The organism is Alphaproteobacteria bacterium GM7ARS4 (genome assembly GCA_014332745.1).
Classification (GTDB): Bacteria; Pseudomonadota; Alphaproteobacteria; order GM7ARS4; family GM7ARS4; genus GM7ARS4.
On record JACONL010000009.1, the window covers coordinates 22,222 to 39,475 of the forward strand.

18 protein-coding genes are annotated in these 17,254 nt (G+C 51.4%); 8 read left to right on the forward strand and 10 right to left on the reverse strand.

Features of this window, described 5'->3' with window-relative positions:
* Positions 1 to 14: 14 nt before the first annotated feature.
* From GDA54_06010 to ccmA, 6 genes are all read right to left on the reverse strand, one after another.
* The gene (locus GDA54_06010) at positions 15 to 2,006 is read right to left on the reverse strand and encodes a heme lyase CcmF/NrfE family subunit (GenBank protein ID MBC6497852.1); all 1,992 of its coding nucleotides are present in this window, start codon (positions 2,004 to 2,006) and stop codon (positions 15 to 17) included.
* Positions 2,007 to 2,014: 8 nt separating this feature from the next.
* Positions 2,015 to 2,455, reverse strand: a complete 441-nt coding sequence (gene ccmE, locus GDA54_06015; GenBank protein MBC6497853.1) for a cytochrome c maturation protein CcmE — start codon at positions 2,453 to 2,455, stop codon at positions 2,015 to 2,017.
* Entirely contained in the window at positions 2,452 to 2,628 is a 177-nt protein-coding gene (gene ccmD, locus GDA54_06020; protein MBC6497854.1) for a heme exporter protein CcmD, read from the reverse strand. The genes ccmE and ccmD overlap by 4 nt, the downstream gene beginning before the upstream one ends.
* A gap of 49 nt (positions 2,629 to 2,677) precedes the next feature.
* Positions 2,678 to 3,421, reverse strand: a complete 744-nt coding sequence (ccsA, locus tag GDA54_06025) for a cytochrome c biogenesis protein CcsA (GenBank protein ID MBC6497855.1) — start codon at positions 3,419 to 3,421, stop codon at positions 2,678 to 2,680.
* Positions 3,422 to 3,537: 116 nt separating this feature from the next.
* Positions 3,538 to 4,248 carry a heme exporter protein CcmB gene (locus GDA54_06030; protein ID MBC6497856.1) on the reverse strand — a complete coding sequence of 237 codons (711 nt, stop codon included), beginning with the start codon at positions 4,246 to 4,248 and terminating at the stop codon, positions 3,538 to 3,540.
* Position 4,249: 1 nt separating this feature from the next.
* Positions 4,250 to 4,900: a heme ABC exporter ATP-binding protein CcmA gene (ccmA, locus tag GDA54_06035; GenBank protein MBC6497857.1), complete on the reverse strand. Its 651-nt coding sequence runs from the start codon at positions 4,898 to 4,900 to the stop codon at positions 4,250 to 4,252.
* 207 nt (positions 4,901 to 5,107) lie between these two features.
* On the opposite strand from ccmA, the gene GDA54_06040 reads away from it, so the two are divergent.
* From GDA54_06040 to GDA54_06060, 5 genes are all read left to right on the forward strand, one after another.
* The gene (locus GDA54_06040; GenBank protein ID MBC6497858.1) at positions 5,108 to 5,326 is read left to right on the forward strand and encodes a hypothetical protein; all 219 of its coding nucleotides are present in this window, start codon (positions 5,108 to 5,110) and stop codon (positions 5,324 to 5,326) included.
* A 75-nt stretch (positions 5,327 to 5,401) separates the two neighbouring features.
* Positions 5,402 to 5,992: an MCE family protein gene (locus GDA54_06045; GenBank protein ID MBC6497859.1), complete on the forward strand. Its 591-nt coding sequence runs from the start codon at positions 5,402 to 5,404 to the stop codon at positions 5,990 to 5,992.
* Between the two features lie 31 nt (positions 5,993 to 6,023).
* On the forward strand, positions 6,024 to 6,479 hold the full coding sequence (locus GDA54_06050) for an MCE family protein (GenBank protein MBC6497860.1): 456 nt from the start codon (positions 6,024 to 6,026) through the stop codon (positions 6,477 to 6,479).
* A 13-nt stretch (positions 6,480 to 6,492) separates the two neighbouring features.
* The gene (locus GDA54_06055; protein MBC6497861.1) at positions 6,493 to 6,768 is read left to right on the forward strand and encodes a hypothetical protein; all 276 of its coding nucleotides are present in this window, start codon (positions 6,493 to 6,495) and stop codon (positions 6,766 to 6,768) included.
* Positions 6,769 to 6,773: 5 nt separating this feature from the next.
* Positions 6,774 to 7,151, forward strand: a complete 378-nt coding sequence (locus tag GDA54_06060; protein ID MBC6497862.1) for a DUF2155 domain-containing protein — start codon at positions 6,774 to 6,776, stop codon at positions 7,149 to 7,151.
* A 14-nt stretch (positions 7,152 to 7,165) separates the two neighbouring features.
* On the opposite strand, the gene GDA54_06065 is transcribed toward GDA54_06060, so the two are convergent.
* The 4 genes from GDA54_06065 to GDA54_06080 form a co-directional block, all read right to left on the reverse strand.
* Positions 7,166 to 7,795, reverse strand: a complete 630-nt coding sequence (locus GDA54_06065; protein ID MBC6497863.1) for a leucyl/phenylalanyl-tRNA--protein transferase — start codon at positions 7,793 to 7,795, stop codon at positions 7,166 to 7,168.
* A 73-nt stretch (positions 7,796 to 7,868) separates the two neighbouring features.
* On the reverse strand, positions 7,869 to 9,362 hold the full coding sequence (gene accC, locus GDA54_06070; GenBank protein MBC6497864.1) for an acetyl-CoA carboxylase biotin carboxylase subunit: 1,494 nt from the start codon (positions 9,360 to 9,362) through the stop codon (positions 7,869 to 7,871).
* Positions 9,363 to 9,368: 6 nt separating this feature from the next.
* Positions 9,369 to 9,842 carry an acetyl-CoA carboxylase, biotin carboxyl carrier protein gene (locus GDA54_06075; GenBank protein MBC6497865.1) on the reverse strand — a complete coding sequence of 158 codons (474 nt, stop codon included), beginning with the start codon at positions 9,840 to 9,842 and terminating at the stop codon, positions 9,369 to 9,371.
* Positions 9,843 to 9,849: 7 nt separating this feature from the next.
* Positions 9,850 to 10,296 (reverse strand): 3-dehydroquinate dehydratase, encoded by a 447-nt coding sequence (locus GDA54_06080; GenBank protein MBC6497866.1) that lies wholly within the window; start codon positions 10,294 to 10,296, stop codon positions 9,850 to 9,852.
* Positions 10,297 to 10,509: 213 nt separating this feature from the next.
* Here GDA54_06080 and GDA54_06085 point away from each other — a divergent pair, with 213 nt between their 5' ends.
* Genes GDA54_06085 through GDA54_06095 form a run of 3 tightly spaced genes read left to right on the forward strand, consistent with a single transcriptional unit; the run spans position 10,510 to position 17,252 of the window.
* Positions 10,510 to 11,655, forward strand: coding sequence for a type III PLP-dependent enzyme (locus tag GDA54_06085; protein MBC6497867.1), 1,146 nt, complete (start codon positions 10,510 to 10,512; stop codon positions 11,653 to 11,655).
* A 54-nt stretch (positions 11,656 to 11,709) separates the two neighbouring features.
* Complete coding sequence (locus GDA54_06090; protein MBC6497868.1) at positions 11,710 to 14,223, forward strand: site-specific DNA-methyltransferase; 2,514 nt, start codon at positions 11,710 to 11,712, stop codon at positions 14,221 to 14,223.
* On the forward strand, positions 14,202 to 17,252 hold the full coding sequence (locus tag GDA54_06095; GenBank protein MBC6497869.1) for a DEAD/DEAH box helicase family protein: 3,051 nt from the start codon (positions 14,202 to 14,204) through the stop codon (positions 17,250 to 17,252). The genes GDA54_06090 and GDA54_06095 overlap by 22 nt, the downstream gene beginning before the upstream one ends.
* Positions 17,253 to 17,254: the final 2 nt, after the last annotated feature.

Sequence of the window (17,254 nt, forward strand, 5' to 3'; positions counted from 1 at the left end):
GGTGCTGTTGGTTGTTATGATGTTTTAGGGGGGTGCTGTGATATGGTGATACGTCCCATCATGGCGAGGAGGGACGCCCCTGCCATGAGGAGTGCTCCGAGCCATATCCACAAGACAAAGGGTTTGAACCATATATTGGTGATCCATATGTCGCCTTCTTCCCTCTCTTGAGCGGTATCTTGGGACGTCTCTGGTGGCGTATCGAAGGCGATATAGAGATCGCCTTGCCATGTCGTATGGATGGCGGCTTCGGTGGTTGTATCTTGTGAGGCGGGATAGAATCGTTTTTCAGGCGTCATGGTTATATCGTCGTAGCCTTCTCGGGAGACCCGCATGGAGGCTTGTTGGCTTATATAGTTATCTTTGTGGGTTTTGTGGACATCGAGGAGGGTCATCGTCCATGGGCCCATGGTGATTGTTTCATCGATACGTTGGAATTGGATTGATTCTTGTTGGAAGAGGGATGCCGAGACGGCGGCGGCGAGACAGCATGCGAAGCCACAATGGGCGATAGGCATGGCGTGCTGTTGTATGGGGGGCATGCGGTGTGTTTTGACAGCGCGCCATAGTTGGTATGCATATCGGGACAAGGTTGTTGTCATCATGACGATACATGCGAAGAGGACACAGAGGGGGAGGATAAGGCGTGGATCATTTTGTTGAATGGCGGCACTGATGGCGAGGACAAAGAGCGCTGTTACCATGAGACAAGGTTTAGCGATTGTTGTGATGTCTGTGTTATGCCATTGGAGGAACGGCATGTAGGCCATGAGGACAAGCATGGGGAGGATGATAAGACTTCCCACATGGTTGAAGAAGGGGGCGCCGACAGAGAGGCGTGTTTGGGTGAGGACATCGAGGATAAGGGGATACAATGTTCCTGTCAGGATGAAGAAGGCGAGGACGAGGGTGAGGACGTTATTTCCTATGAGGGCTGTTTCTCTCGATAGAGGATAGAGCGGTATGGGGCGTGGGGCGTGCAGGAATCGGTAAGCGAAGAGGCTAAAAGCGGTGAAGGCATAGATGCTGATAAGGGCGAGAATGAAGAGTCCTCTTTCGGGGTCATTGGCAAAACTATGGACGGAGACGAGAATGCCTGAGCGTACGAGGAATGTGCCGACCATGCTCATGGAGAAGGTGATAAGGGCGAGGAAGAGCGTCCATAGAGGGAAATGATGTCGTTTTTCGAAGACGAGGAGGGCATGGATGAGGGCTGTGGCTGTGACCCATGGTGTGAGGGAAAGATTTTCTACGGGATCCCAAAACCAGAATCCTCCCCATCCCAATTCGTAATAAGCCCAGAAGCTGCCTAAGGCAATCCCTAGGGTGAGGCTACACCATGCGATAAGGGCGGGTGTGCGTATGAGCTGAGCCCATAGGGCGTCTATGCGTCCGAGCCAGAGTGCTGCAACGGCATAGGAAAAGATAGCGGAGAAGCCGACATAGCCTAGGTAGAGCATAGGCGGATGGAAGGCGAGGGCAATATCTTGGAGAAGAGGGTTCAATTCTTGTCCGTCCAGAGGCGGTGGGTCAAGACGCTGAAAAGGATTCGACGTCAATAAGACGAAGGCGATGAAGCCTAGCAGGAGAAGGGCTTGGGCGATGAGGGCGCGATGGAGCAGAGAATAGAGAGGGTAGGAGTCGTGGCGGGTGAGGAATGTGGCGGGGATGTGATACCCCATGCCTGTGGCAAAGAGAGACAGCATGAGAACCCATAGGAGCATGGAGCCTTCGTGATTGCCCCATGTCGCTGTGATTTTATAAAAGAGGGGCGTTGTGCTGTGGGCATGTTGGACAACGAGGGCGTGGGAGAGGTCTAATTGGACAAAACTGATGATGAGCATCAGAAAGGAGAAAAGAATGGCACAGAACGTGAGCAATGAGAGGCGGCGGGTCACAAGAAATGTTGCGCGTTCCTCGAGGGATGTCATGAGGGGGTAGATAATTTGCATGATGCTTGCCATGAGGGCAAGGATGAGAGCAAAATGTCCGAGTTCAGCGATCATGGGGGGTCTTAGTATGGCGATGGCATAGAGGGGGAATGTGTGAGAGCGGGTTCTGTTGCGTTAATGGCGGGGGGCATGTAGTTTTCATCATGCTTGGCGAGGATACTCTGTGCGTGAAAGACACCATCATGGCGAAATGTGCCTTCGACGATAGCGCCACTTTCTTCTCGAAAGAGAGATGGCGGGACACCTTGATAGGTGACGGGGATGGTAGCGGTATAATCTGTGATACGGAAGGAGAGCTGGTTGTCATGGCGCTGTAAGGAGTCTTTTTCTATGACGCCGCCGATGCGTATGGTGTCTGAGGGTGGTGCTTGTGTATCGATATGGGAGGGGATGTGATAATAGACAATATCATCTTGCAGGAGCGTCAAGGCGATAGCGACAGCGCCTCCCATGGTGAGCATAGAGAGGACGAGCATCGATGAGCGTAGTTGGCGTGGTGTCATGCCCTTATTTTTTTGCGTGTTGAGAGTTTTTGTATCTCTGCGTCTGTGTGGCGTATTTGTCTGTGGGTGATGATGACGAAGCTCACGAGGCACAGGACGGCGCATCCCCATGCGGGCCAGATAAAGGGCGCATATCCTTCCATAGAAAAAAAATTGCTAACGTTGTGCCACATAAAGAGAGAGGAGAGAGGAGTCTATGACGCTTCCCATTCAGGGGTCATGTCAGGGACGTTGGAAGATGGTTTGGCGTTGTAGATTATGGAGGATACGTTGTTTCATGACGAGTCGCATGCGCAAGATAATCATGATGACGGCGTATGCTGTGAGGGCGATGGTCATGAAGGCGAGGGGGACAAGCATGGCGTGATTGATTGTCGAGGATGCTTGAAAGAAGGAGATACTAGCGGGTTGATGGAGGGTATTCCACCAGTCCACCGACCATTTGATGATGGGGATGGTGAGCGTGCCTGTGAGGGCGAGGATACAGCTATTGATTTGTCCTTGTTGGCTATGGAGGAAGGCGTGGCTGATGGCGATATGGGCGAGGTAGAAGAAGAACAGGACGAGCATTGATGTCAATCGTGCGTCCCATACCCAATAGACGCCCCATGTGGGTTTTCCCCAGAGGGCGCCGCTCACGAGGGCGATAAGGGCGAACATGGCGCCTACAGGCGATGTGGCGGTGGCGAAATGGGTTGCCATAGGCAGGCGCGTGATAAGGAAAAAGCCACTGGCAACGGCCATAGAGGTATAGAGGGCGAGGGACAGCCATGCCGATGGCACATGGATATACATGATACGCACCGTTTGTCCCTGGAGGTAATCCTCTGGCGACAGGATGAACGCATAGACGAGGCCAAAGGGCAATGTCAGCGATAGGGTGATAAGGGCGAGGGACATCACCCATCGGCTGGTGTGATGGAAGCCTTTATGCGTGAAAAGATGGCGTATGGCAGGTATCATCATGTCTTGATGGGATTATGGCGTGCGGGCGAAGTGCCTATCATATCGTCATGGCATCATGGTCCACCCCGCCCATTATATGTCTTTGAGGCATATTGTGTCGAGACGTTATTGGTGTGTCAAGATTGGTGTGTCAGGGCGCCGTGGAGGGATGCCGTGATAGCCCAGAGGAGAGGAATGGCGCTTGCTAAGAATATGGCGAGGAGCGCCCAGAGTGGCGTCCACAAGGACGCCATATCGTGGGAAGTGCCGTCTGAGAGGTAAGGCGTCAGCGCGCCAGCGCCAAGAATCATGATGGGGAGGGAGAGGGGGAAGGCGATAAAGGCGGGGAGAGCCTTACCGATATGGGTGCTTCCTAATGTCAGGCTCGAGGCGAGACAGCTGACGAGGGACATGAGCATGCTTCCTATGACCATGCCAGCGAGGGGAATGACCATGATGCGTGGTGGCAGGGCATGCCAATGATAGAGGAGGTAGCCACACGCCACAGATGCTATGAGCATGGGGACATGGACGGAACACCATGCGGCGAGGCACTTGGCGAGGGCGATGAGTTCTATCGGGGCATATGTCAGCGTCCACAGGGCGAGGCTTCCATCTTTATAGTCATCATGGAAGAGACGTTCGAGGGGCAGTTGGGACGCAAAGAACATGCCAACCCATATGACGGCGGGACTCACATCGATGGGATTGATGGTTGTCATATCGAGGGAGAGGGGAAAAAACACCATGATGGTCATGAAAAAGAGCAAGCTGACGATGCTCTGTCCCGTATTGAGGAGACAGCGCTTTAAGTCGCGTAGGAACAGGGAGGAGAATGCTTGAAACATGTTATGGCAGTGTCATCATGTGATGATGATGGAGGGGGAAATGGTCGATAGGGTGATGGCGTGTATAGACGATGATTGTTCCTTGTTGTTGGGCGTGGGTGATGGCGTTGAGGAGGGTTTGTTGTCCTTTGTCGTCAAGGTGTGCGCAAGGCTCATCCAAGAGCCATAGGGGTGTATCGCCTAAGAGGAGGCGTGCGAGGCTTGCGCGTTTTTGCTGTCCAGCCGAGAGCAAGATAGTCGGGGCATGGCATAGGGCGTCCAGTTGGAACAGCACGAGGGCATGGTGGATTTTTTCTTGTGGGTGAGCGATATGGCGCGCGTGCGCCCAGAAGGCGAGATTATCGAACAAGGTGAGGCTATCGCTCATGCCTGACCTATGTCCTACATAGCTCACATGGTGGGGGGGTGGTTTGTGGGTGGTATGGGACATAGCGTCATCTTGCCATGTGAGTGTTCCCGTGTCTGGCGTATGGAGTCCGGCGAGAACATTGAGGAGGCTTGTTTTACCACTTCCGTTGCGTCCTTCGATACAGAGACATTCACCTTGTTGGAGCGAGAATGTCACATTATGCCAGAGTGTGCGCATGCCGCGTATGCGACAGAGTTTTTTCCCGCCATAGCGTAGAAAGGGGAAGCTTGCTTTTTGTTGCATGGGTGCTATGTATAGGGGGGGTGGTGAGATGATAAGAGCAGGAGGCGAGATGCGGCGTTGGTGGCAGAGGCTACAAGAGAGCCTATGGGCGCGCAGGGGATATTATGTTGGTTGTGACGATTTTGGCAACCGCTATTATCGCGTCAGTCTGGATGTGGGTCAGGGGGGTAAAGGCTCACGGGTCGTCCTTTATCCGTTGAAGACCATGTGGAGGCGAGTGCCGTTCCTGTGGATTGGCATGGATGGTTGCACCACATGCATGATGTCGTGCCTGAGGCGCGTGACAAGAAACCGCATTTTATGAAGAAGCACAAGCCTAATATGACGGGCACTGATGATGCGTGGTTGCCACGGGGTTCGGCGTTATATACGGGGACAGCAGTGCGGGCTATGGGGCATTATCGTTCTTGGTCGCCTTCACCTTGATTTTTCATGACAATCATGATAGACTTTCGTGCGTAGACGTGCCACAATAAAGGGGGGCGGTGATGGCGATGGGAGATGATGATGAGCGACTATGTGAGGAACATTCTTTTTGGTGTGATATTGCTTGCTGTGACAGGGGCGTTTGTGCGTTTGAGTTCTGACCACAGCATTGAGGGTGATTTTACGGGGTATACGCTCAAGGCGTCTTTTCAGGACACATCGGGTTTGAATGTGGGTGCGCATGTGTATATGGCGGGCATTCTTATTGGCAGAGTCACAGAGAAATCGATTATGGAGGGTGCGTCGCGCACGACCATATCGCTCTATATTGTTGATGCGAGCATTGTCATTCCCACTGATAGTTCTATCTCGATACAGACGGATGGTTTATTTGGTTCGAAGTTTCTTTCTGTTGAGCCGGGGGCGGATTCTGTTGCTCTTGTTGAGGGTGATGCGTTCACGTATACGGAGAGTTCCTTAGATCTCAGCACATTGTTGGACCAGATTATTCAGCAGGGGGAGAAACGTATAGAGGAACAGCAGGGTGAGGAGGTTGTAGAGGGGATTCCGCTGAGTGCCCCTGTGCCGACGGGGGTATCGCCCGACGTCGAGCCATCAGGGGGCCCATTGGGGGGTGTCGACACGCCGACAAATGCCGTGCAATAGGACAGCATGTAACAAGAAGAGGTGACCAGTCATGGACGGAAGGAATATCTTAGAACATATTATGGGGTTATTTGTCGTGCTTTCGGCGCTTGCTTTTGGCATTTATGCGTTCAGCATTGTTCATATTGGCTCTGAGGGTGGTGCGGAGTATGAGGCGCGTTTTGGCCGCGTTGGTGGCTTGCGCGAGGGCGGTGATGTTCGTATGCGTGGTGTCAAGGTAGGGGCTGTGCGGAGTGTGTCTTTGGATAGGGATACGTACGAGGCTGTGGTGCGTTTTAGCGTTCGTCGGGATTTGACGTTGCCTAAGGATAGTCAAATTTACGTTGCCAGCGAGGGGTTGTCTGGCTCTAAGTTCCTGACGATCGTGCGTGGGAACGAGGATGGCGTTTTGCGTTCGGGGGAGTTGGTGCGCCGCACCCATGATTTTGAGTCCATAGAGGATAAAGTCAGCAAGATTATCTTTTTAGCGGCGGGGAGCGATGAATAGACAGGACGAGCGTATGGTGTGGGATACGACGCGAGGGGTGGTAGGACGGGACGTTGTGCGATGGCGGACACCAGAGGGGGATGTCTTGGCGTGTGATGAAAAGCGCGCTGTTTTAAACCAAAATATCGATGATGTGCGGCGCGCCCTTCAGGATGCTATGGATGAGGCTGTCATGATGGGATGTGACGGACAGCAATTTCGCACTGTCGCTCGAGGCATCGTGGAGTCCCTAACATCACCCTATGACATGCCGAGCAAAAGGGGGCGAGGAAGGAAACAGGCGCTATAGTGGCGATGATACGTGTGTTGTGTGCCGTCTGTGCCTGTGCCGTTGTGTTTTGTGGCGATGCGGATGCTTATGGCGAGGACATCAAGGGTGCGTGGGTGCGTTTGCGTCTTTTAGACAAGGTGGCGGCGCGCGTGCATATGTTTGACCTTTCTATGCAAGAGGAAGCCTCTTTTGGGGCATTGCGTATTCGTCCCAGGGTCTGTTACAAGAAGCCTCCTGAGGAAGTTCCCGATGTGGGTGTATGGTTGGAAATCTTGGATGTGAAGGAGTCGCCGCCGCTTATTTTTCGCGGTTGGATGTTTGCCAGTTCTCGTTCTTTATCGGGGATAGACCATGCTGTTTATGATGTCTGGGTTGTGGATTGCTTCGAGAAGAAACCATGACGTTCGTCTGTGCTTTAGGTGAGGAAGGCGCATGGGTGGGCGACGGCTTCTTGGAGCATGGAGCGATAGGCGGTGCGTTCCACTTCATAGGCGCCAAATTGGCGTAGGTGGTCGGTGATAAATTGGGTATCGAGGAGTTGAAAGCCCTGTGAGACCAGTTTTTCCATGAGGGCAATGAGGGCGATTTTACTGGCGTCTCTTTTCCGCGAGAACATGCTTTCACCAAAGAAGGCGGCGCCGAGGGTAATGCCATAGAGTCCGCCGACGAGGGTATCGTCCATAAAGATTTCGACGCTGTGTGCTCTTCCTAATGTGTGGAGATGTTCGTGCAGGCGCATGATATGGGGGTTGAGCCATGTGTCGGTGCGTGTTGTTGTGGGGGTTGCGCATTCTTGGAGGACGCGTTGAAAGCATGTGTTATAGGCGACGACGTGGGGTGTATTGCGTATGGTGCGTCTCATGCGTTTAGGGACGTGGAAGGATTGAGGGGTGATGATACCGCGGGTTGGCGGGTCGAGCCAGAAAATGATGGGGTCATGGCGGGATTGAGCCATGGGGAAGAGCCCGCGCGCATAGGCGCGCATGCTGAGGGATGGTGTGAGAAAATGGTTTTCTCTTGTATTATGTGTGCTGTCGTGCTTCATCGCTGACGTTCGAGGGATATGATGCGGGTGATATTGTCCCCATAGCGGTGTGGTATCATCTCTTATGGGTGCGTCATGCTCTTTTCTTTGTCATGCCCTTTTCGTTTACGTGTCCCGCATGCTGTCCTTGTGCGTTTTTTGTCATTGTGGGTTGGCTTTTGTCGCGCAAAACAGGGGGGACGGGTTGTGGCGAGCGGGATACGGGTGATGACGCACTAGAGAGATAATGGGGCGTTTGGAGTTTATGTTCAAGCCAATCGGTATGGTATGTCCCGTTGAGGAAGTCTCTTTCGGTGGTAAGTTTTTGGTGAAGGGGGATGGTTGATTTAATGCCATGGATGACGAATTCTTCGAGGGCTCTTCGCAAACGCATGAGGCATTCGTTGCGTGTTTTCCCATGGACGATAAGTTTAGCGATAAGGCTATCATACCATGGCGGCATGGTGTAGCCAGCATAGAGGGCGGAGTCGACGCGCACATCTAAGCCGCCGGGGGCGTGATAATCTTGAATGGTGCCGGGGAAAGGCGTCATGGTTTCGGGGTCTTCAGCATTGATACGGCATTCGATGGCGTGTCCTTGGAAGGTAATATCTTCTTGTTTTTTTGCGAAGGGTTTGCCAGCGGCGATAAGGATTTGTTCGCGAACGAGGTCGATGCCTGTAATCATTTCGGTGATGGTATGTTCCACCTGTAGGCGCGTGTTCATTTCTATGAAGTAGAATGTGTCGTTGCTATAGAGGAATTCGACGGTACCGAGGCTCACATAGCCAATTTTTTCTGCCAGTTGGGTGGCAGCAGCGCATATATGCTGGCGTGTTGTGCTATTGAGGGCTTGAGAGGGCGCTTCTTCGATAATTTTTTGGTGCTGTCGTTGTATGGAGCAGTCTCTTTCTCCCAAATGGACGACGTGGCCTAATGTATCGCACAAGATTTGGACTTCGATATGGCGCGTTGGTTTGAGGTATTTTTCTATGTAGAGGTCTGGATTTTTAAAGAATTTTTCCGCTTCGCGACGGGCGAGGGGTAAGAGTTCTGTGAGGTCTTTGGCGTTGTGGGCGATTTTCATGCCTTTTCCGCCGCCACCACCGCTTGCTTTAATGATAACGGGGTATCCTATGTTTTGTGCCAATTGTTGGCATTGGCTTGGGTCTGTGGGGAGAATGCCTGTGCCGGGTATCACGGCGAGTCCCGCATCGATGGCTGCTTGTCGCGCCTGTGCTTTATCGCCCATGAGTTGGATATGGTCTGGTTGTGGTCCTATGAAGACGAGTCCGTGCTCTTGCACCATGTGCGCGAAGTCAGCATTTTCGGCGAGGAAGCCGATGCCTGGGTGGATAGCATCGGCGTGGGTGACGATGGCGGCGCTAATAATGGCGGGGATATTGAGGTAGCTTTTGTGCGCTGGCGCCGGGCCTATACAGACACTTTCATCAGCAAGGCGCACATGCATAGCATTGGCGTCAGCTTCGGAGTGGACGGCGACGGTATGGATTCCCATTTCACGGCATGCCCTGTGGATACGTAAGGCCGTTTCTCCTCTGTTAGCGATAAGAATTTTTTCGAACATAAGACGTTAGCGTGGGTCAATGAGGACAAGTTTTTCGCCATATTCTACGGGGGATGCGTCTGTGACGAGGATTTTCTCGATGACACCAGCGCATGGCGCTTTGACGGGGTTCATCGTTTTCATGGCTTCGATGATAAAGAGGGTATCGCCTTCTTTGACGTTCCCTCCTTGTTGGATGAAGGGGGGCGCGTTGGGTTCTGGTGCGCGATAGACGGTGCCGACAAGGGGTGATGTGACGACAGAGAGGTGAGTCTCTTCCTCTGTGGCGCTGTTATCATCTTGGGTGTGTGGTGCGGGCGCGCTGACGGGGTGGCTTGTTGGCGCGACTGTTGAGGTGATAGGGATAGCGGGTGGCAGGGCGACTCGTATGCGCCATGTCTCCGTTTCATACTCGATCTCGCCTAATTGCGTTTCTTGGAGCAATTGGGCGAGGGTGCGTATATGGTGCGCATAGTCTGGAGTCTTGGTGTCTTTAGGCATCGTGTTTTTATGTGTGGGCGTCTTGTTGGGCGAGCTTATGGGTGATGGCGTCCATAGCGAGGATATAGCCATACGTGCCAGCGCCACAAATAACCGCATGGGCTTGACGACTGATGTATGAATGCTGTCGAAACGGCTCTCTTTTGTAGATGTTCGATATATGCACTTCAACGATGACACCTGTATAGCTGATAAGGGCGTCATGGATGGCGATGGAGCTATGGCTCAGGGCGGCGGCGTTAAGAATGATGGCGTCATGGGTGCTGTCCTCTATATGGTCGATGAGCTGTCCCTCATGGTTTGAGTGCATGCAGTCCACCTGTATTCCTTTGCTTTTTCCGTAGTCTGTCCATGTCTTTTCCAGTTGGGCGAGGGTGTCATGTCCATAGAGATGGGGTTCTCTTGTGCCGAGCATCGTCATATTAGGGCCATTGAGGATAAGGATAGAGGGCATGAGGCGTGATTCGTGGCGGGCGTGATGGGGTTGGGCGCGTCTAGGGATGGGGTGCTATGGCGATACTCTTCATGCCATTGTAAAGGCAATCGCCATAAAAGAGAAATGTTCTTTTTTTTGCGTTTTCGTGTATATATGGTGATATTTTTTCACCTCGATGGAGCAGGGGACATGACGCAAGGAAGGGCGCAAAGAGGCGAGCGTGGGCTATCCATGACGATGAAACTGCGGGATTTTTTTGCGTCCCATGCGGTGTCGACACCATGCCTTGTCATTGACTTAGACATTGTGGAGTCGAATTACCGCATGTTATGCCAGTCTTTTGCTGGCTGTTCCATTTATTATGCGGTGAAGGCGAATCCGGCGCCTGAGATTATCGGGCGTTTGCGCGCTCTGGGGTCGTGCTTTGATGCGGCGTCTTTACCTGAGATAGAGCTCTGTTTGCGTTTAGGCGTCTGTCCGTCTAAAATCTCTTGGGGCAATACGATCAAGCGCGAGTCTGACATTGCGCGCGCCTATGAGCGTGGCATTCGTCTTTTTGCCTTTGATTGTGAGGAGGAGCTGGCGAAGCTCAGTCGCGTCGCCTCAGGGGCGCGTGTCTATTGTCGGGTGCATATGGGAACGGGAGAGTCCGCATGTCCTGTGAGCGCGAAATTCGGTTGTTTAGAGGAGAGGGCGGAATATCTGTTGCACATGGCGCATGAGAGGGGGTTAGAGCCGTATGGCGTGTCTTTTCATTTAGGGTCGCAACAGACGAGCATGGAGCATTGGGACGATGCCATAGGGTGCTGTGCCTCTCTTTTTAGGCGCTTGGAGTCGAAGGGCATAGGGTTGCGTTTGTTGAATTTAGGGGGTGGTTTTCCTGTGCGCTATGGCTGTGCTGTGCCCAGTTATAGCGCCTATGGCGGGCATGTGCGTGCGTGCGTGGCGCATCACTTTGGCAATCGTCTTCCCACCATGTGTATCGAACCGGGGCGCGCGATGGTGGCGACATCGGGTGTCATCAAGACAGAAGTGTTATTGGTGGCGTTGCGCGACGATATAGGGAATGGTGCGCCATGGGTCTATGTGGATAGCGGACGTTCGGGAGGCTTGGTCGAAACCGTCAGCAAGGACATTATCTATCCGCTGTTATCAGCAACGGAAGAGGCGTCTGAGACGTCTGAGACGATGGAGGCCATCCTTGCAGGCCCCACATGCGATTGGTCGGATATACTGAACGAGGGGATTGTGCGCGCTGTGCCAAAACATCTACGAAGTGGCGACCACCTCTTTTTTGGCAATACAGGCGCTTATACATCCACATGCTGTTCCGTAGGCTTTAATGGCTTCCCGCCTTTGACATCATACTATATTTAGCGTTAAGCTCTGTGGGTAAGGGCGCTCTTGTCTTAGAGAATAGAAGGATAGGCCATGATGGGACCAAAGGAAAAACGCTTTATGAACGCCTTCGAATCCCTCTTTATTGGGGCAAAAGTCGAAGGAACATCAGGCTTCGTCAACCTCATGGCGAAAAAACGCGCTTATTTTTGCGACCTTCGTGGCAGCTTGCTCGACGACATCGACAAGCATATCGACCATGTCGACAGCGCGCCATTCCGCGAAGAACTCTTTGACAAACTCTATACCTTCTTTCATCGCTATTTTTGCGAGAGTGGCTCTCTCTATTTTCGCCATCTTCCCGCTCACGAGAGGATTTACGAACGCGTCTACCAAAATGGCAAAGACATCACGTTGGCATGGAAAACACGAGAGCTCTACTACGTGAAATCTGACATCCTTTATACCTCCATGTCTATTGAACTGGGTGATGGACGCCTCTTTTATATCGATGCCTCCGCCATCCAACATAAGCAGAATAATACAAAACGAGCGGAATTCGTATGTGTCTTTGAGGCATGCGAGGACATCCAAGACGAGCAAGGCAGGCAACAACAACGCATACGCCTCAAGGCGCTCACAAAGACAAGAAAAGATACCCATATCAAGGACATCGTCAAAGAAGCAAAACAGGCTGGCGCCTATGGAGTCACCGAAGAGCATGTAGAACAAGCCATCGCCCTCTTTAGACGGCAGGCAGAAGTCGATTACTTCATTCACAAGGACGCACGCGCCTTCCTCAGAGAACAATATGACTTATGGATGTATCGCTATATCTTTCAGGGTGTGACGCGCTTTGACGAACAACGCCTACGCCAACTCCAAGCCCTCAAGGAGAGCGCCTATGCCATCATCGACTTTATCGCGCAGTTCGAGGACGAGGTGCGTCACATATGGGAAAAGCCTAAATTCGTGCGTGATGTCCACTATGTGGTGACGTTGGATAAACTCCCCGACAGCATGCTTGACACCCTTGCCCGCCATGATGGCATGGCGGCGCAACGGGACGAATGGCGCGCCCTCACGCTCATTGACGATGATTGGCAGAGTGAGGACCTTGCCTCTCGCGTCCGCCCCCACCTTCCCATTGACACGAAGCACTTTAAGGATAAGGAGTTGGATATTCTAGACGCCTTAGGCGACCTCGACAAAGCCTTGAATGGCGAATTGGTGCATAGCGAAAACTGGCAGGCGCTCAACAGCTTACGCCGACGCTATGCCAACAAGGTACAATGTATCTATATTGACCCGCCTTTTAACTTAGACACATCCACCCAATTTCTTTATCGCTCCAACTACAAGGACGCCAATTGGGCGACCATCCTCGATAATCGTCTGGCGCTCGCCAAAGCATGGCTCAGCGACAAAGGGAGTATCTTTGTTCGTTGCGACTATAACGGCAATTGGATTGTGCGGTGTATCATGGACAACATTTTCACTGCGGAAAATTTTAACAATGAAATTATCGTCAGTAAATCGGCAAAGCTGACTGAAAAGATAAAAAAGTATCATCACGATTACGACTCATTAATGTTCTACAGAAACTCAAAAGAGTATGCTTTTAAGGCGGCTGAGAAAAAAAGGGGGGATGTTGCTTGGAGAGCAATGCACCTGCCTGGGGTAAGATGGTCTCCCATCAATGACTATGCCCAGCTGTTCTCGAAGGACAATATCGCAGAAAAGGGTGGAAAATTAGTGACAAGAGCGAGAATAATTTTAGGCGAAGAACGCTTGCCTCCAGAAGGACGTCACTGGGCATTATCTCAGGAATCGATTTTCGATTATGAGAAAAAAGGGTGGATAAGGCTAGACAAGAAATCAGGGAATCCTCTTGCGAAGGAAAGCGAATTCCAAAAATACACAGATAACTGGACTGACAAGCTGGGATATTCGTCACATTGGGGGTTTCCAACAGAAAATAGTGAAATAGTTATTGAAAGGTCAATTGAGACGTCTTCTCTTAAAAAGAAAGAATTAATTCTCGATTTTTTTCTTGGTTCAGGGACGACGACGGCGGTGGCGCACAAATTAGGCCGGCGGTGGCTAGGCGTAGAGATGGGGGCGCATTTTTATGACGTCATCCTTCCTCGTATGAAAAAGGTGCTATGCTATGACACCTCTGGCATATCAAAGGACATCAAGGACTATCAAGGCGGCGGCGCGTTCAAATACTATCGTCTAGAGCAATATGAGGACGCCTTACAAAAAATCGCTTACTGCTACCGCGACAGCAAGCAACTCTCTCTTGATGAGACCTTGCCGCCTTTCCAGCAGTATGTCTTTTGCGCGGACGACAAATTCACGCGCTCTATCGAGGCGCAAGGCGACACAATCACCATCAATCTCCATGACCTCTATCCCGACATAGACATTGGCGAGTCCCTTGCGAACATTCTAGGCAAGACCATTCGTCGCCGCACCAAAGAGCATGTGACCTTTACCGATGGAAGCACGCGGCCCATTAATCCCGCCAGCATGACAGAGGCAGAGAAGCGCGACTTCATCACCGCTATCAAGCCATATCTATGGTGGGGACAGGATTTTTAGGGTGTGATGTCATGGATACCCTTGAGGACATCATCAAGAAAGAAAGGCTCTATGAAGCGTTGCCAGAGGCGTGGCATCTTCCCTCTCTCCCTTATTTTGCTGGCGCAAGGATTGTGGACAAGAAAAAACATCAGCTCAAGAAGCTCTATGACTATCAAATCCAAGCCTTGAGGAATGCGGCATGCGCCTTGTTTTTGTATTATGATGGGGGAGGGGGGAAGGACACAGAGCCCTCTCTTCTTAAGCAGGCGTTTGCCAGATACTATCCTCCCTCAGCCTTAAGTGATGTGGCTGTTGTGAAGAGCAAAATCGAGGGTGACCCTTTTTCGATTCTATCGCCTTTCTTCGCGCCCCATGACGAAGAGTCCATAGACTATACCCAGCTCATCAACCGCATGTGTTTTTGGATGGCGACAGGCAGTGGCAAGACCCTCATCATCGTCAAATTGATAGAGTATCTTTTTTCTTTAAGGCGTCATGGCCTTATTCCTCCCCATCCCATTTTAATTTTAGCGCACAAAGACTATCTCCTTGCTCAAATTCGTGCGACCATCCATGAATTCAATATAACGGGTGTTGATAACCCCATCGACCTTGTGCATTTGCGCGCCTTTGGCGAGGCCAATCTTTTAGGCAACAATGTCTATTATCATCTTAGCGACAATATCGCGGACGAGCAGACGAATGCGCGCACGGATTATCGCGCGTATGCCCATGATGGCAAATGGTTCGTCATTCTCGATGAGGCGCATAGGGGTGCAAAAGACGATTCCAAGAGGCAGGCGTACTATCATGTCATGGCGCGTCAAGGCTTCTTGTTTAATTTTTCCGCATCCTTTACCGAGCGTGCGGATATTCTCACCAGTGTCAAAAAATATAACCTTGAGGACTTCACAAAAAAGGGGCATGGCAAGCATGTCTATCTCAACGAGCAAGAATATAGGGCTTTCAGCAATGCCAAGGATGAAATTAATACGAACGAGAGGAAAGCCATTGTCTTAAAGTCATTGATAACATTGACGGCTATCACACAACAGGTAGAGGGTGCGCGTCGGACGACAGGGTTGGCAGACCTCTATCATGTTCCTCTTATGATGACCCTTGTCCATTCTGTGAATACCGACAGGGAAGGCAACAAGAACGATTTATGGGTGTTCTTTCAGACTCTCAGGGAGATTATCGCTGGCGAGACTGACGAGAGGCTTTTTCACAGGGCGCGCGAGAGCCTGAAACGAGATTGGCGTGGCGGGACATTCCTCTTTTCCTGTCATGATACGCCATTATCACATATAAGGGAGGCCTCTTCCATCCTTGATAGGGTAACGATGGAGGAGGTGCGCCGCTCTGTGTTTCTCAGTCCCGACAAAGGCACTCTACAATATATTGTGGGAGAGTCGTCAAAGGAGATAGCCTTTCAAGTCAAGAACAGCGAAAAGCCGTTTGCTCTTATCCGTATTGGCGATACGGGTAAATGGAAACAGGCGTTACCGCTTTTATATGGCTATGAGAAGACGCAAAGAGTCAATGAACAGGCCTTTTTCGAGCAACTCAATCACAAGGACAGCAGTATCACGCTTCTTATGGGGTCGCGTTCTTTTGTTGAGAGTTGGGATTCCAATCGTCCCAATGTCATTAACTATATCAACATTGGCGGTGTTGATGCGAAAAAATTCGTTGTTCAATCGGTGGGGCGGGGTGTCAGGATAGAGCCTGTGTCGGGCTATCGTCTGCGCTATGCGTTTCTTAACCGCCAAGAGAGGGAGACCATAGGGGCGGGCGAGGCGTCGCCAGCGCCTCTTGCCGAGACCGTCTTTTTATTCGCGACCAATAGGCGCGCCATGGGGATGGTGTTGAAAGGCTTGGCATCGACGAAAGAGGGCAGCGTTGAGCGTCTTCAGGGTATCATCAGAGCGCCTGTTCCTACCATTCCTCCCGACAACATTCCCATGCCTCTTCTTATCCCGACCTATAAGAAGGAGAAGAGGGGTGAGAAGAGGCGTGATAGGCAATTTACGTTGGCGGATGAGACATTCGAGCGTTTCAAGGCGTATTTAGCGCAGACATCGGATTCCGTCTTGATTGTGAGGGATGGTTTGTCTCTTGGACAAGTAGGGGCGTTGCGTCAATTCATCGAGTCATGTGATTATCGGCGTGACGCTAACAAGACCTATGATAGATTATCTTTCTTACAAAAACGTGTGATAGAATATCTTAAGGGCAAGGCCGAGATTGTGGAGGGCATGCGTCCTTTGGTGGAAAACGGGGATGATAAGGATGACATCGTTCATTTTCGCCATATATGCGTGCGTTACGAATATCGTAACGGGACACTATATCCTGATAAGGCGCAGTTGGAGTCCACCATCGCCAATGTGAAGCAGGGTAAGGAGCAAGACAGAAAAAAATTGGCGCGTCTTTATGCTGAAGACAAGATAACAGAGCGCGAATTTGATAAACGGGTAGAGGGAAGACAGGAGGGCGTGTACGGGGATCTCACCATTAAGAACATTATGGGGCATTATTATGTTCCTGTCATATTAGGGAACGAGAAGGTGGACTATATCCAGCATATCATCAAGGCAGAGAGTGAGAGGCGTTTTATCGGTTGCCTTGAGGCCTATGTAGGGAAGGATGAAGAGCGGGGATGGGACGCATGGATGTTTAGCAGGATTGATGGCGGGCCGAATTTAGACAAGGTATCTATTCCCTATCATGATGGGCGTCATAATATGGGGCGTAAATTCTACCCTGACTTTATTTTTTGGCTTTGTAAAGGTGACAACTATAAGATCGTCTTTGTTGACCCAAAAGGCACGACACATGCCGACTCTTATGTCAAAATAGACGGCTACAGGGTGCTCTTCGAGCGCGATGGCAAGGTGCGGACCTTTCACCATGATGGCAAGAACGTTCAGTTGTTCCTTTACATGTTCACGGACGACCTAGCGAACGTGAGGGGCGAGCGCTATAAGGACTATTGGATAGATGACCCAGAGCCTATATTCCGTGCGATGAGCGGGTTATCGTGAGG

Bases quoted from the DNA above. Each gene is read 5' to 3' on its own strand.
- GDA54_06010 (MBC6497852.1), bottom strand. From the start codon at position 2,006: ATGATCGCTGAACTCGGACATTTTGCTCTCATCCTTGCCCTCATGGCA.
- ccmE (MBC6497853.1), bottom strand. From the start codon at position 2,455: ATGACACCACGCCAACTACGCTCATCGATGCTCGTCCTCTCTATGCTC.
- ccmD (MBC6497854.1), bottom strand. From the start codon at position 2,628: ATGTGGCACAACGTTAGCAATTTTTTTTCTATGGAAGGATATGCGCCC.
- ccsA (MBC6497855.1), bottom strand. From the start codon at position 3,421: ATGATGATACCTGCCATACGCCATCTTTTCACGCATAAAGGCTTCCAT.
- GDA54_06030 (MBC6497856.1), bottom strand. From the start codon at position 4,248: ATGTTTCAAGCATTCTCCTCCCTGTTCCTACGCGACTTAAAGCGCTGT.
- ccmA (MBC6497857.1), bottom strand. From the start codon at position 4,900: ATGCAACAAAAAGCAAGCTTCCCCTTTCTACGCTATGGCGGGAAAAAA.
- GDA54_06045 (MBC6497859.1), top strand. From the start codon at position 5,402: ATGATGATGAGCGACTATGTGAGGAACATTCTTTTTGGTGTGATATTG.
- GDA54_06050 (MBC6497860.1), top strand. From the start codon at position 6,024: ATGGACGGAAGGAATATCTTAGAACATATTATGGGGTTATTTGTCGTG.
- GDA54_06055 (MBC6497861.1), top strand. From the start codon at position 6,493: ATGGTGTGGGATACGACGCGAGGGGTGGTAGGACGGGACGTTGTGCGA.
- GDA54_06060 (MBC6497862.1), top strand. From the start codon at position 6,774: ATGATACGTGTGTTGTGTGCCGTCTGTGCCTGTGCCGTTGTGTTTTGT.
- GDA54_06065 (MBC6497863.1), bottom strand. From the start codon at position 7,795: ATGAAGCACGACAGCACACATAATACAAGAGAAAACCATTTTCTCACA.
- accC (MBC6497864.1), bottom strand. From the start codon at position 9,362: ATGTTCGAAAAAATTCTTATCGCTAACAGAGGAGAAACGGCCTTACGT.
- GDA54_06075 (MBC6497865.1), bottom strand. From the start codon at position 9,842: ATGCCTAAAGACACCAAGACTCCAGACTATGCGCACCATATACGCACC.
- GDA54_06080 (MBC6497866.1), bottom strand. From the start codon at position 10,296: ATGCCCTCTATCCTTATCCTCAATGGCCCTAATATGACGATGCTCGGC.
- GDA54_06085 (MBC6497867.1), top strand. From the start codon at position 10,510: ATGACGATGAAACTGCGGGATTTTTTTGCGTCCCATGCGGTGTCGACA.
- GDA54_06090 (MBC6497868.1), top strand. From the start codon at position 11,710: ATGATGGGACCAAAGGAAAAACGCTTTATGAACGCCTTCGAATCCCTC.
- GDA54_06095 (MBC6497869.1), top strand. From the start codon at position 14,202: ATGGTGGGGACAGGATTTTTAGGGTGTGATGTCATGGATACCCTTGAG.